This is a genomic window from Kitasatospora sp. NPDC101155 (genome assembly GCF_044768305.1).
Classification (GTDB): Bacteria; Actinomycetota; Actinomycetes; order Streptomycetales; family Streptomycetaceae; genus Kitasatospora.
On record NZ_JBIWPN010000007.1, the window covers coordinates 273956 to 287627 of the forward strand.

Genomic DNA, 13672 nt, shown 5'->3' on the forward strand with positions numbered 1-13672 from the left:
CGCTACGTCAGCCCGAGGGCGTGGGCGGCGAGGTCCGGAGGACGGCGGGGACGCCGAGGAAACCGTGCGACATGGCGCCATCGTCCGCCGAACGGCCGCGGCCCCGCATGAGTACGGGTACTCGTGCGGGGCCGACGGCTCATCGGTGGCTCACTGGTCCCCGTCGTCCGGCGGGGTGGACGGGGCAGAGCGCCCGGTCGGGTTGCCGCCCGACGGGTTGGTGCCGCGCGGCCGGCCCGTCGCCGTGCCCGTCGAGCCCGGGTTGGGGGCGCCGGTGCAGGTGGCCGAGCCCGGCGTGGCGGTGGCGGTGCCGCAGCCCGGGTCGCGCTTGACCGGGTCCGGGATGTAGACGGTGGTGAACTCCTTGTCCGGCATGTTCCGGACGGCGTCGCTCATCGCCTGCTGCCAGATCGGCCCCGGGCCGGTCGCGCCGAACACCTCCGCCTGGTACTGGCCGCCGATCCGGATGTTGCGCATCGGCACCTTGGTGCCCGGGCTGCCCAGCCAGACCGAGGCGGCCAGGTTGCCGGTGTAGCCGGTGAACCAGGCCGACTTCTTCTCGTCGGTGGTACCGGTCTTGCCCGCGATCTGGCGGTCGTCGTCCAGCCGGAGGTCGCGCGCGGTGCCGCCCTTCTCGGTCACCCCGAGCAGCACGCTGTTGATCACGTCGGCGGTGTCGGTGGACATCACCTGGTCGCAGTGGACCTGGTTCACCGGGACGTCCTTGCCGTCCACCGTGGTGATCCGGTTGATCGCCAGCGGCGCGCAGTAGCTGCCCCGGGCGGCGAAGGTCGCGTAGACGTTCGCCATGGTCAGCGGGCTGACCTCCTGGGTGCCCAGGCCGAGCGCGGGCACCTCCTGCAGCGGATCGCCGCTCGCCTTGGCCGTCACGCCCAGCTTGTTGGCCATCTGCTTGACGGCGCAGAGCCCGATCTCCTGTTCCATCTGCACGAAGTAGGTGTTGACCGAGAGGGCCATCGCCTCCTTGAGCTCGTACGGGCCGACCTCGCGCGTGCTCTCGTTGGGGATGGTGCCTTCCTTCTTGCCCTTGCTCAGGTTCTTCCAGGTGCCGTCGCAGGTCTTCATCGTCGGCCAGTCCATCCGGTTCGGCGAGTCGTACTGCTGGGTGGGCGGCAGTCCGGCCTCCAGAGCGGCGGCGGCCACGATCGGCTTGAAGTTGGAGCCGGGCTGGAAGCCGATGCCGCCGCCCATCGCCGAGTCCACGTTGAGGTTGACGACGGTCTGGTTCTGCTCCTTCGCCAGGCCGTACGGGCGGGTCTGGGCCATCGCCAGGATCTTGCCTGTGCCGGGCTCGACCATGGTCATCGCCGCCGAGACCGGGTCGGTGACGTACACCTTGGTGGAGACGGCGTTCTGCGCGGCGGCCTGCTTGTCCGGGTCCAGCGTGGTGTAGATGTTCAGGCCGCCGGTGTCCCAGAGCTTCTTGCGCTCGGCGGCGCTCTTGCCGTACACCGGGTCCTGCTTGACCACGTGACGCACGTAGTCGCAGAAGAAGCCCATCCCCGCCCGGGCGGTGATGCAACCGTTCTGCGGGTCCTTGTAGTTGAGGCCGAGCGAGGCCGCCTTGGCCTCCTTGGCCTGGTCCGCGGTGATGTGCTTGTTCTCCACCATCTTGTCGATGACGGTGTCCCGGCGCTTCTGGGCGGCCACCGGGTGCAGCTTCGGGTCGTACTGGGAGGGGTTCTGCACCAGCCCGGCGAGCATCGCCGCCTCGGGCAGGGTGAGCTCCTTGGCCGACTTGCTGAAGTAGCGCTGGGAGGCGGCCTCGATGCCGTACGCCTGGTGGCCGTAGAAGGTGATGTTCAGGTAGTTGGTGAGGATCTGCTCCTTGCTCAGGTCCTCCTCCAGCTTGATGGCGTACCGGAGTTCCTGGATCTTGCGGCCGAGCGTCTTGCGCTGCGCCTCGCGGACCGCCACCGGGTCGTCGCCGGCCATCTCGACGTTGACGTTCTTCACGTACTGCTGGGTCAGGGTGGAGGCGCCCTGGACGGCGGCGCCGCTCTCGGCGTTCTTGGTGATCGCTCGCAGGACGCCCTTGAGGTCCACCGCGCCGTGCTCGTAGAAGCGGGCGTCCTCGATGTCCACCTGGGCCTGGCGGACCAGCGGGGACATCTGCTCGGCCGTCAGCACCGTGCGGTCGCGCTCGTAGACCTTGGCGATCAGGCCGCCCTTGGCGTCGAAGATCTGCGTCGCCTGGGTCAACGGCGGGGCCTTGAAGTCGTCGGGGATGCTCTCGAAGCTCTCGGCGCCGCTCTTCGCACCCAGTCCGACCGCGCCGGCCGCCGGGAGGATCAGGCCCGCCAGCAGCACACCGCCGAGCACGCAGGAGCCGAGGTAGGTGGCCGCATGGCGCAGGATTCCGAGCGGGGTCTGACGGCGCCTCGGGCGCGGCACCCAGGTGTCGCCCGGGTCCGGGGAAGGTATGCGGCTCTTCGGTGACATAGTTCGAACATTAAGGCCGTGAAACCCCCTCGTGGGCAGCCTGTTGGCGAACTATTGTCACAAAATCGCGACAGCTTCGACTCACTTTCGGGGGTCGTATGGGGGTTCACGCGCGGGCAAGGGCCGTTCGTTCACGGCCGGTTGCCCCCGCGGACGGTGTCGTCGAACCTCAGCTCGCCGGGCAGAACACGTCGTCGGCCGGACGTCGGCCGGTCACCAGGTAGTCCGTCACCACCGCGTCGCCGCAGGCGTTTCCGTTCGCCAGGTAGACGTCGTGGCCGCCGGAGTCCACGGTGACCATCCGCGCACGGTCACCGAAGGCCTCCCGCAGCTTGAGCGCGCCCCGGTACGGGGTGTTGGGGTCGCGCAGGTTCTGCGCCAGCAGGACGTTCGCCGGGCCGCGGCCGGTCACCCGGACCGGCGGCTCGGCCGGGGCGAACGGCCAGAACGCGCAGGGCATCACGTTCACCGGCATGCCCGCGGTGAGCGGCCGGGCGGCGCGGTCGGCGGCGACGTCCTTGGTGTAGGCGGCCGGGTCGGTGGGCCAGTTGACGTCGTTGCACAGGGTGCCGGCCGAGGCGGCGATGTGGTTCTGCAGCACCTCGTCGGGCGCCGTCACCGGGGCGGGCAGCGAGCGGCGGCCCTGGGCGGCCAGCATCAGCCGGGCCAGGCCGGGGAACCTGGCGTCCGCGGCCAGGCTCTGCAGCATGGCCTCGCGCAGCCCGTTGCCGTCCAGCTCGGCCGGGTTGGCGCCGGGCCAGGGCAGCGGGGTGTGGTCCAGGCGGGCGGCGAGGTCCAGGAACAGCGGGCGGACCTGTTCCGGGGTGTCCGCGACGCGGTCCGGATTGCCGGGCGCCGAGGCCCACTTGGCGAAGTCCGGGAAGCGGTCCTCGGCGCCCTGGCCGTAGGCGGCGAGCCAGCCGCGGCCGACCCGCGACGAGTCCGGGTCGTCGTTGCTGTCGAGCACGATCCGGTCGGTGCGCCCGGCGAACATGGTGGCGTAGACGGCGCCCGCGTAGGTGCCGTACGACGTGCCCCAGGCGGAGAGACGGCGCTCTCCCAGGGCGCGCCGGATGCTGTCGATGTCGCGGGCCTCGTTGGCGGTGGAGATGCTGCGCAGCACCGGGCCGCCGTTGCGGGCGCAGGCCTCGGCCAAGTGGCGGCCGCCGGCGAGGTTGCCGTCGATCGAGCCGTCGGCGGCGGGCCAGGGGCGGAGTTTGACCATCGCCAGGTCGGAGTGGTCCAGGCCGCAGCTGACCGGGGTGGAGCGGCCGACACCGCGCGGGTCGAAACCCACCAGGTCGAAGCGGTCCACCACGGACTGCGGCAGCCGCTGGACCACGCTGCCGGGGCGGTCCAGGCCGTTTTCGCCGGGGCCGCCGGGGATGATCATCAGCACGCCGTGACGCAGGCCGGGTTTGGCGGTGGCGATCCGGGAGACGGCGACCGTGATCTGTCGGCCACCTGGGTCGTTGTAGTCCAGGGGGACGGTGAGGTCGGCGCACTGCTGGCGGGGGTCGCTCTGGCCCCCGCAGGCGGACCAGGCGAGGCGGTCCCGGCCGGTGCGCTCCGGATCGGCGGCGGCGGGCAGGGCGGTGAGCGCGGTGACGGCGATGGCGGCGGCCGCGGTGGCGGCGGCGGTGCGTCGGATGGTGTTCGTCATGGCCAAAAGTCTGCTGGGACAGCGGACTTGGGCCCATGCGGGCAGCTGGCCGGTCGGGGGTGGGGTAATCCCCCGGCGCCGGGGTGGACCCCGCACCCGGTCGCGCCCGCTCGCGGCGTGCCCGTGGCCTGCCGACGGCGCGCCCACGGTTCGCGCCCTGCGGGGCGACGGCGGGCCGGACCCCGATGATTCGGAGGTCGCGGCGGATTCGACGCGGCGGCCGGAGAACTGAGGAGGCGTGAGGTGGCGGCAGGGACACTGGAGGACGAACGCGCGGGCGGCGACGGCGCGTCGGTGGGGCACTCGCACGCCCACGGGCCGGCCGTGCCGGTCTCCGCGCGCCTGCGCAAGGTGATCGCGGCAGTGCTGATCCCGTTCGCGGTGGCCGTGTTGGTCGGACTGGTGGTGCTCTGGCCGGGCGGGGTCCCGGCCCACCCGCACACCGGGGCGGGCCTCGACCAGCACCTGCGCTCCAGCGCGCTGGACGCCGAGCGGCACCTGCCGATGGGCGTGCTGGCCGGGCTGTTCGCGGCGATCGTGGTGCTGGTCGGGCGCTGGCGCGGGGTGGCCGCGCTGGTCGCGCTGGTGATCAGCTTCGCGGTGCTGTCGCTGTTCATCCTGCCCGCCGTCCTGCGCGGCGCGGACCCGCTGCTGGTGGCGATCGTCGGCGCCGGCGCCATCATGCTGATCGCGCTCTACCTGTGCCACGGGCTCTCCGCCCGGACCTCGGTGGCGGTGCTCGGAACCCTGGTGTCACTGGTGCTGATCGGGGTGCTGAGCCTGGTGTTCGCCTCCTGGGCGCACCTGACCGGGAACACCTCGGCGGAGACCGGGCTGGTCCACGAGCTCTACCCCGGGATCGAGATCCGCGGCCTGCTGCTGGCCGGCTTCGTGATCGGCTCTTTGGGCGTGCTGTTCGACGTGACGGTCACCCAGACCTCGGCGGTCTGGGAGCTGCACCAGGCCGACCCGACGATGGGCGCCGGCAAGCTCTACCGGACGGGCATGCGGATCGGCCGCGACCACATCGCCTCGACCGTCAACACCCTGGTGCTCGCCTACGCGGGCGCCGCGCTGCCCTTGCTGCTGCTGTTCTCGATCGCGCACCGGGACGTGGTGTCGGTGGCCACCAGCGAGCTGGTGGCGGAGGAGGTCGCGCGCGCCCTGGTCGGCAGCATCGGGCTGGTCGCCTCGGTGCCGGTCACCACCGGGCTGGCCGCCCTGATCGCCGCCGCCGACCATCCTCGGGCGGCGGCGGGTCTCGCCGGGCGGCACGGGCACGCCCGGTAGGTCCTGACGGGTGGACGGAGGCGGTGCTCAGAGACCGAGCAGGCCCGGGTTCGCGGCCAGGGCGCGCAGCGGCTCGCGCGGGTCCGGGACCAGGCAACGCTCCACCAGGTCGAGGATGCCGCCGACGCCGGTGATCTCGGCGGCGAGCACACCGTCCTCACGGACCAGCCGCTGCACCACGTGGAAGGTCTTGCCGTCCCGCCAGGAGAAGGCGCAGCTGATGTCCACCGAATCGCCGGCGCGCAGCTCCCGCAGGTACTTGATCGTGGTCTCCAGGACGACCGGGCCGACGCCCTTGGCCACCAGATCGGCCTGCCGGATGCCGGCGGCCCGGAGGTACTCCCAGCGGGCGTGCTCGGCGTACTGGAGGTACACGGACTGGTTCAAGTGGCCCTGGGTGTCGGTCTCATAGCCGCGGACGGTGACCCGCGTGGCGAAGTCCTGGTCTGTCATGCCCCGCACAGTACTCCGGGCGGTCGGGCGGCACCGCGTGTCGTCCGTCACCTGCCGGTTTCACGGGAGGGTGAGGATGCGTGGTCCGTCCTCGGTGACGGCGACGGTGTGCTCGATGTGGGCGGCCCGGCTGCCGTCGTTCGTGCGCAGGGTCCAGCCGTCCGGGTCGGTGGCGTAGCCGTCCCGGCCACCCGCGGTGAGCATCGGCTCGATGGCCAGCACCAGGCCCGGGCGCAGCGGGTAACCCCGGCCCGGACGGCCCTCGTTGGGCACGTGCGGGTCCTCGTGCATCCGGCGGCCGATGCCGTGCCCGCCATAGCCGTCGGGCATCCCGTAGCGCCCGGCGCGGGCCACCTTGCCGACGGCGTGCGCGATGTCGCCGATCCGGTTGCCGACCACGGCGGCGGCGATCCCGGCCTCCAGGGCGCGCCGGGTGGCCGCGATCAGCTCGGTGTCCTCGGGACGGGCGGCACCGACGGTGAAGCTGATGGCGGAGTCGCCGCACCAGCCGTCCAGCACGGCGCCGCAGTCGATGCTCACCAGGTCACCGTCGCGCAGCCGGTAGCCGTCGGGGATGCCGTGCACGACGGCGTCGTTGACGGAGGCGCAGATGACGGCGGGGAACGGGACGGGCGCGAAGGACGGCCGGTAGCCGAGGAACGGCGAGGTCGCCCCGGCGGCACCCAGCACACCCCGCGCCACCTCGTCCAGTTCCAGCAGGCTGACGCCGACCGCCGCATCGTTGCGCACGGCCGCCAGCGCGTTGGCGACGACCCGCCCGGCCTCGCGCATCGCGGCGAGGGCGGCGTCCGACTTGAGTTCGACCATGGTCAACCACTCTCCTGGATCCAATTCTTATACCGGTATTTGTATCACGGTCGAGAGCGGTGAACGCCATCCCGCAGTCCGGCCGCAGGGGCGGACGGCGCGGGACCGGGGCGACCCGACGCGGCCAGGGGGAAATTGCCACGCCAGCCCGGTACAAGATCCGCTACTGTTCGGCGCCGCAATCCGATGAACCGATCACAAGGACCTGACGTGACGTCCCCGCTGCTCCGCGCCGCCAACCCAGACCCGACGGCCTCCGGGCCGACCTCCCCCTCGCGGCTGCGCCGTTTCGGCAAGGCCGTGCGGGCACCGCTCATCCTGGTCTCCCTCGCCACCGCCGGCCTCCTGGTCTCCGGCCAGCTGAGCAAGTCCGAGGCGCAGGCGGCCAAGGCCGGCGACTGCACGCACACTCTCGACACCGGGTCCAAAGCGAGCATGGAGATCGTGAGCTGCACCAAGCCCGAGGCGCAGTACAAGGTCGTCAAGGCCATCCGGGACGAGGGCCAGTACCGCCCGTGCGAGGCGGAGGGGCCCGAGGTCTTCGGCTCCTACACCGAGAAGCGGACGTCCACCGTCGTCATCCTCTGCCTCGCCCTCAACACCGAGCGACCAGGAGGCCCGGTCCCGCTCCCCAACTGGCCCCAGGGGTAGCAGGAGCGGCGACACACTAGACTCGGCGCCATGGTGAGGACTCCGCTGACCCCGTGGGAGCGCGAGCGTGGGGAGCGCTTCGGGGCGCTGCTGCGTGAGGCGCGTGGTGAGCGCAGCATGGTCGAGGTGGCGGCGGTGGCCGGCGTCTCGGCGGAGACGCTGCGGAAGATCGAGACGGGTCGGGCGCCGACGCCGTCCTTCTTCACCATCGCGGCGCTGGCCTACGCGCTGGACCTCTCGCTGGACGAGCTGGCGGCCGCCTGCGCGCCGCCCGAGGGCGGCGAGGCGCTCTCCGCTTGACTTCCGCTCCCCCGGCTAAGGCCGGAGGATTCCTACCACGGTCGTCTGACCGTCTCGGTGGGTTCCTGCTTCTTCGCGCTGCGCCGGGACAGGTCCCGGTCTTACCCGCGCTCGACAGGCTGTCACCGCCAGTCCGGCGGCCTTGGCTACGTTGACGGCGGCGTTGATGTCCCGGTCCAACCACACCCGGCATGCCTGGCACTGCCAGACGCGGACATGTAGGGGCTTGGGGCCGTCCTTGACGCCGCAGTTCGAGCAGACCTGCGATGTCGGTTCGAACCGGCCGATGCGGGTGAAGATGCGCCCGTACCGGGCGGCCTTGTATTCCAGCATCGTGAGGAATGCCGACCATCCGGCGTCGTGCACGGACTTGGCCATCCTCGTCCGGGTGAGTCCCTTGACCGCCAGGTCCTCAACGGCAACCGCTTGGTTCTCGCGGATGATCTTCGTTGAGAGCTGGTGGTGGAACTCGCGCCGGGCGTCGGCCACCCGCGCGTGAGCACGGGCGACCTTGACGCGGGCCTTGTCCCTGTTCTTCGATCCCTTCTCCTTGCGAGAGAGGGACCGCTGCGCCTTCTTGAGGCGCTTCTCGGCCCGGCGCAGGAAACGCGGGCTGTCGATCTTCCGGCCGTCCGACAGGACGGCGAAGTGGGTCAGACCGAGGTCGATCCCGATCCGACCGTCCGTCTCGGGCATGCGCCCGAGGTCGGCGTTCGGATCGGTCTCGATGACGAACGATGCGAAGTACCGGCCCGCGCTGTCCTTGACCACGGTCACCGTGGACGGAGTGGACGGCAGCGTGCGGGACCACTTCACCCGCACATCGCCGATCTTCGGCAACGACAGGTCCCCGCCCGGCGTGATCTTCCACCGGGCGTTCGCGGTGAACCGCACCGACTGTCTGGCGTCCCGCTTGGACTTGAAGCGGGGCGCACCGGCCTTCGGGCCCTTGCGGGCGCCCTTGAGGCCGGCGAAGAAGTTGGAGTACGCGCTCTCCAGGTCCCGGAGGGACTGTTGCAGGACGACCGCCGACACCTCCCCGAGCCATGCGCGCTCGGGGGTCTTCTTCGCCTCGGTGATCAGCAGCTTCGACAGGTCGCCGATCCTCGGGAACGGCAACCCGTCCGCACGGGCGCTCTCACGAGCCCGAAGGGCGTCGTTGAAGACCACCCGCGCACACCCGAACGCCCGTGCCAGCGCAGCACACTGAGGCCCATCCGGGTACAGGCGGAAGCTGTACCGAAGCTGCACGGCAATCACTGTACTAACTGAAGTTCGTTTATGGCCGAGTATCAGAACATCCGCACACGCAGGCAGGCATTGTGCTTTCGTCATGCACGCTCATTTGGTTTTTTGTGACGGATTATCGGCACCGCGTGTTCACCGACGCCCAGCTGAAACGCATGGAAGAGATCATGCGGGCAATCTGCGCGGACTTCGAGACCGAGCTGGTGGAGTTCAACGGCGAGGCCAACCACGTCCACCTGTTGGTGAACTTCCCGCCGAAAGTGGCGACCTCCAAGCTGGTCAACAGCCTCAGGGGCGTCAGCTCCCGACGCCTGCGTCTGGGGGTGCCCCCTCCGGGGGAGAGTTCCCCGACCTGGTCCGGCGCTACTGGCGAGCACAGCGGCTCTGGCCCGGGTCGTACTTCGCCGGATCGGTCGGCGGCGCACCCCTGAGCATCCTCCGGCAGTACATCGAGCAGCAGAACCGGCCCGTCCGAGCCGAAGTCCACAGTGCGGGAGGGTGCGCCGGACCCAGCCCAGAGCAGCGTCCGGAATCACTTCACCACCGGGCTGAAGCCCGGCGCACTGCGATTCCGGTAGCGACGACGGCAGCGGCGGCCCGCCGGGCGGGCCGCCGCCGAGAGGCCGGACCGGTCAGCCGACCGAGCTGTTGTAGCTCTCGATCGCGGGCTGGAGCTCCTTGGCCGCGTCCGCGAGCGCCTGCTGGGCGGTCTTGCCGCCGGCGATGGTCTGCTCGATGGCGGTCTCCACGCCCCTGCGGGCCTGCGGCATCACGCCGAGCAGGCAGCCGGCCGTGGCCGGGGTGGGCTTGGTGGTCTTCAGCTGGTCGACGGCGGTCTGGAACTGCGGGTACTTGGCCACCCACTCCTTGTCCTTGGGGTCGTCCAGGGACTTCGTGTTGACCGGGAAGTAGCCGGTGCCGGTGTGCCAGGCGGCCTGCTGCTCGGGGGCGGTCAGGAACTTCTCGAACTCCCAGGCGGCGCGCTTCTCGGCGTCCGAGTGGCCGGGCCCGCTGATCCACAGCGAGGCGCCGCCGATCACCGGGCCGCCCTGGTCGGCGGCGGTGACCTTGGGGAAGGCCGCGGTGCCGACGCCGAACTTGGCGGCCTCGGTGTAGCCCCGCAGCACGCCGGTGGACTCCAGGTGCATCGCGACCGTACCGGCCTTGAAGGCGGCCTGGGCGTCGTCGGTGACCCGGCCGGTGTTGGCCGCGTAGCCGCCCTTGACCAGGTCGGCCCACCACTGGACGATCTGCGCGCCCTGAGCGGAGTCGAACACGACCTTGCCCGCCTTGTCGCTGCGGCCGTTGTCGTGATCGCAGTACATCGTGCCGGACTCGGCGAGCAGCTCCTCGACGAACCAGCCGTAGATCGCGGCACCGAAGCCGTAGCGGACGGTCTTTCCGTCGGCGTCCTTCTTGGTCAGCTTCTTGGCCATGTCGGCCAGCTCGCCCAGGTCCTTGGGCGGCTGCGCCGGGTCGAGGCCGGCCTCCTTGAAGGCGTCGGTGTTCAGGTAGAGCAGCGGCATCGAGGAGTTGAACGGCATCGAGACCAGCTTGCCGCCGGCCGAGTAGTAGTTGCGGATGTTGGGATCGAGGTCGGCCAGCGAGTAGCCGTCCTTGTCCACGAAGGCCTGGGCGGGGACGGTCTGCTTGGAGTCGATCATGAAGCGGGTGCCGATGTCGTAGACCTGCACGAGGGCGGGGGTGCCCTTCTGCTGCACCGAGGCCTTGTACTTGGCGACCAGCTCGTCGTACTTGCCCTGGAACTCGGCCTTGACCTCGATCTTGCCCTGGTGGGCCGCGTTGAACTGGCTGACCAGCCCGTTCAGCACGTCGGCGTTCTTGCCGGTCATGGAGTGCCAGAACTCGACGGTGGTGACGCCCGAGGCCTGGTCGAGCGTCTGGGCGCCGGGGGCGGCGGCGTCGGAGGAGCCGCCCGATCCGGAGCCGGAGCCGGAGGAGCTGCAGGCGGTCAGGGACAAGCCGGCCACCAGCAGGGCCGCGAGCGCGCGCGCACTCTTCTTCACGGGGGTTCTCTTTCTTTCCGGAAGCGGGACAAACGATCCAGCGGGAGGCGGGTCAGCGGACGGCGCCCGCGGTGAGGCCGCGGACGATGAAGCGCTGGCCGAAGACCACCAGGGCGAGGGTGGGCAGCAGGGAGAGCACGACGCCGGCCAGGATCAGGCCCGGGTCGGCCATCTCGGAGTCGCGCAGCGAGGTGAGGCCGATCTGCAGGGTCTGCATGTTCGCCGTGCGGGTGATGATGAGCGGCCAGAAGTACTGGTTCCAGGCGGACAGGAAGACGTAGATCGACAGCGCCGCCAGGGCCGGCTTGTTGAGCGGGACGACGATCCGCCACAGGAAGCGCCAGTGCCCGGCACCGTCGATCCGGGCGGCGTCGCGCAGTTCGCCGGGCAGTTGCCGGAAGGCCTGGCGCAGCATGAAGGTGCCGAAGCCGGAGGCGAGGAAGGGCAGCACCAGGCCGAAGTAGGTGTTGCCGAGGCCCCAGTCCGACAGCGTCAGGTAGTTGGGGATGATGATGGCCTCCCACGGGACCATCAGCGTGGCCAGGAACACCCCGAACACCGCGGCCCGTGCCTTGAGCGGCAGGAAGACGAAGGCGTACGCGGCCAGGATCGAGGTGAACAGCTGGGCGAGGGTGATGGCGGTGGCGACGATCGCCGAGTTGGCGTACTGGCGGGCCAGCGGGATCGTGTCCACGGCGCCGGAGAAGTTCCGCCCGGTGATCGAGTGCGGCACCAGCGCCGGCGGGTAGGAGGAGAGTTCGGACGGGTCCATGAAGGCGCCGACGATCGCGTAGTACACCGGGAAGGCCACGGTGACCACGGCGACGGCGAGCAGCAGGTAGACGGCGGCCCGGCCGAGCAGGTCGCGCGGGGAGCGCCCGGCGAGCACCCGGGTGCGCGGGCGGGGCGCTTCGGTCTCACTGACGATGGTGGTCATGCGTAGTGCACCTTCCGCTCCAGGACGCCGAACTGGACGGCCGTGCAGGCGAGGACGACCACGAGCAGCACCACGGCCTGGGCGCTGGCCGTGCCGAAGTCGCTGGAGTTGTAGGCGAAGGCCTTCTCGTAGACGGAGTAGACGAGGGTCCGGGTCGCGCCGTCCGGCCCGCCCTTGGTGAGGATGTGGATCTGGCCGAAACTCTGCAGTGCGTGGACGGTGGAGACCACGGTCAGGAAGAACAGGTTCGGGCCGAGCATCGGGACGGTGATCGAGCGGGCCAGCCGCAGGCCGGTGGCGCCGTCGATGCGGGCCGCCTCGACGACCTCCCCGGGGATCGAGCCGATGCCGGCGGACAGCACCAGCACGTTGTAGCCGAGGTTCATCCAGATCGTGGTGACGGCCACCGAGACCAGCGCGTACCGGGAGTCGGTGAGCCAGCCGACCGGGCCGAGGCCGACGTGCGAGAGCAGGCCGTTGAGCACCCCGCTGGCGGGGTTGAAGAACACCGCGAAGACCACCGAGGCGCTGGCCACCGAGAAGGCGAAGGGCAGCGCGAAGGCGGAGCGGAGCAGCCGTACACCGCGGATCCGGTTCTCCAGCAGCAGCACCAGCACCAGCGCGCCGAGCACGCCGGGCACCACGGTGAGCAGGGTGAACAGCGCCGTGGTGACCAGCGTCCGGCCGAAGTCGGCCGAGCCGAGCAGGTCGGTGTAGTGCTTCGTCCCGACGTAGCGGGAGGGCGCGCCGAAGAGGTCGTTGGCGTGCCCGCTCAGGTAGACGGTCCGGCCCAGCGGGTAGCCGATGAAGAGGATGAACACCACCAGGGAGGGCAGCAGGAAGGCCCAGGCGAGCCCGTGTTCGCCCCAGTGCCCTCCTCGATGTGGTCGTGAGCGGCGTCCCGGCAGGGGCGCGGTGTGCGGTGCGGTCGGCATCGGTTGCGCGTCCGCCTTTCGTGTGTCGGTTCCGGCCGAAACCGTGTCTTGCCCGAACGACGGCGCGGAAACCCCGTGGTGATCAGCAGGTGTCCCCGGACTTACGCGTTCGCGTCAAATTCGGCCAGTGGTGCGCTGACGAGGGTTCGGCCCCGGGGCGCTGTCAGCGGGATGTCGTACCGTGCGCGGGTGAACGACACGGATTTCGACATGCGGGCCGCGATGGCCGAAACCCTGCGCGGCCGCGAGGGCGCCTGGGCACTCGTCAGGGGCTTCGCCGCGCACTGGGGCGAGCCGCTGGCGGCGGCCGACGGTTACACCGACGCCGAGCTCGACGCGGCCGAGCGGCGGCTCGGGGTGCGGCTGCCGGCCGCGCTGCGCGAGGCGTACCGGTTGTTCGGCCGCCGGGCCGATCTCACCAGCAGCCAGGACGTGCTGCTGACGCCGGACGAGCTGTACGTGCTGGACGGCGCGCTGGTGTACCGGGCGGAGAACCAGGGCTGCGCGCACTGGGGCGTGCTGCTGGGCGACCTGGAGCGGGAGGACCCGCCGACGGTGGTCCGGCCGGACCTGGCGGACAAGTCGCAGGAGAGGTGGGAGCCCTGGGAGGAGCGCTTCTCGACGGCGGCGGCGGTGATGGCGATGACGGAGAAGCTGCTGGAGGACCACGAGCTGACCGACTTCGTCGAGTCCGACATTGAACTTCCCGACGATTTCCGGGAGTTGCCCGCACTCGGCCGGGGCTGCCGCTGGCACGAGGGGCCGAACGTGCTGATCGGGGTGGTCGAGGAGGCCTGGATGATGGCCCGGGCACGGACCCCGGAGGCGCTGGAAGCGCTCTACGAGGCCGTGCCCGGGGACTGGCTGAGCAGCTGAG

At 70.8% G+C, this 13672-nt stretch carries 12 protein-coding genes and 1 pseudogene; 5 read left to right on the top strand and 8 right to left on the bottom strand.

Annotated features, from left to right (window positions below; translation table 11 throughout):
• Positions 1-150: 150 nt before the first annotated feature.
• Both ACIRYZ_RS13700 and ACIRYZ_RS13705 read right to left on the bottom strand, forming a co-directional pair.
• Complete coding sequence (locus tag ACIRYZ_RS13700) at positions 151-2463, bottom strand: transglycosylase domain-containing protein (protein WP_402943214.1); 2313 nt, start codon at positions 2461-2463, stop codon at positions 151-153.
• A gap of 169 nt (positions 2464-2632) precedes the next feature.
• A complete protein-coding gene (locus ACIRYZ_RS13705; RefSeq protein WP_402943216.1) occupies positions 2633-4126 on the bottom strand; it encodes an alpha/beta hydrolase in 1494 nt (497 codons plus the stop codon).
• A gap of 243 nt (positions 4127-4369) precedes the next feature.
• Here ACIRYZ_RS13705 and ACIRYZ_RS13710 point away from each other — a divergent pair, with 243 nt between their 5' ends.
• Positions 4370-5416: a YibE/F family protein gene (locus ACIRYZ_RS13710; RefSeq protein ID WP_402943219.1), complete on the top strand. Its 1047-nt coding sequence runs from the start codon at positions 4370-4372 to the stop codon at positions 5414-5416.
• A gap of 27 nt (positions 5417-5443) precedes the next feature.
• Here the strand turns inward: ACIRYZ_RS13710 and ACIRYZ_RS13715 are convergent, their stop codons facing one another.
• On the bottom strand, positions 5444-5869 hold the full coding sequence (locus ACIRYZ_RS13715) for an acyl-CoA thioesterase (protein ID WP_402943222.1): 426 nt from the start codon (positions 5867-5869) through the stop codon (positions 5444-5446).
• Positions 5870-5929: 60 nt separating this feature from the next.
• Entirely contained in the window at positions 5930-6697 is a 768-nt protein-coding gene (gene map / locus ACIRYZ_RS13720) for a type I methionyl aminopeptidase (protein ID WP_402943434.1), read from the bottom strand.
• Positions 6698-6907: 210 nt separating this feature from the next.
• On the opposite strand from map, the gene ACIRYZ_RS13725 reads away from it, so the two are divergent.
• Positions 6908-7348, top strand: a complete 441-nt coding sequence (locus ACIRYZ_RS13725) for a hypothetical protein (protein ID WP_402943225.1) — start codon at positions 6908-6910, stop codon at positions 7346-7348.
• Positions 7349-7378: 30 nt separating this feature from the next.
• Positions 7379-7648, top strand: a complete 270-nt coding sequence (locus ACIRYZ_RS13730) for a helix-turn-helix domain-containing protein (protein WP_402943227.1) — start codon at positions 7379-7381, stop codon at positions 7646-7648.
• A gap of 15 nt (positions 7649-7663) precedes the next feature.
• On the opposite strand, the gene ACIRYZ_RS13735 is transcribed toward ACIRYZ_RS13730, so the two are convergent.
• Positions 7664-8899, bottom strand: coding sequence for an RNA-guided endonuclease InsQ/TnpB family protein (locus tag ACIRYZ_RS13735; RefSeq protein ID WP_402943437.1), 1236 nt, complete (start codon positions 8897-8899; stop codon positions 7664-7666).
• A gap of 82 nt (positions 8900-8981) precedes the next feature.
• Between ACIRYZ_RS13735 and tnpA the strand changes: the two are divergent.
• Positions 8982-9365, top strand: a pseudogene (gene tnpA, locus ACIRYZ_RS13740) (IS200/IS605 family transposase); the annotation flags it as partial.
• Positions 9366-9528: 163 nt separating this feature from the next.
• On the opposite strand, the gene ACIRYZ_RS13745 reads toward tnpA, so the two are convergent.
• Genes ACIRYZ_RS13745 through ACIRYZ_RS13755 form a run of 3 tightly spaced genes read right to left on the bottom strand, consistent with a single transcriptional unit; the run spans position 9529 to position 12795 of the window.
• Positions 9529-10923 (bottom strand): ABC transporter substrate-binding protein, encoded by a 1395-nt coding sequence (locus ACIRYZ_RS13745; RefSeq protein WP_402943230.1) that lies wholly within the window; start codon positions 10921-10923, stop codon positions 9529-9531.
• 52 nt (positions 10924-10975) lie between these two features.
• Positions 10976-11860 (bottom strand): carbohydrate ABC transporter permease, encoded by an 885-nt coding sequence (locus ACIRYZ_RS13750; RefSeq protein ID WP_387631129.1) that lies wholly within the window; start codon positions 11858-11860, stop codon positions 10976-10978.
• On the bottom strand, positions 11857-12795 hold the full coding sequence (locus ACIRYZ_RS13755) for a carbohydrate ABC transporter permease (RefSeq protein ID WP_402943233.1): 939 nt from the start codon (positions 12793-12795) through the stop codon (positions 11857-11859). Before ACIRYZ_RS13755 ends, ACIRYZ_RS13750 begins: the two co-directional genes overlap by 4 nt.
• Positions 12796-12984: 189 nt before the next feature.
• Between ACIRYZ_RS13755 and ACIRYZ_RS13760 the strand changes: the two genes are divergently transcribed.
• Complete coding sequence (locus ACIRYZ_RS13760; protein ID WP_402943236.1) at positions 12985-13671, top strand: SMI1/KNR4 family protein; 687 nt, start codon at positions 12985-12987, stop codon at positions 13669-13671.
• The last annotated feature ends 1 nt before the right edge of the window (position 13672 follow it).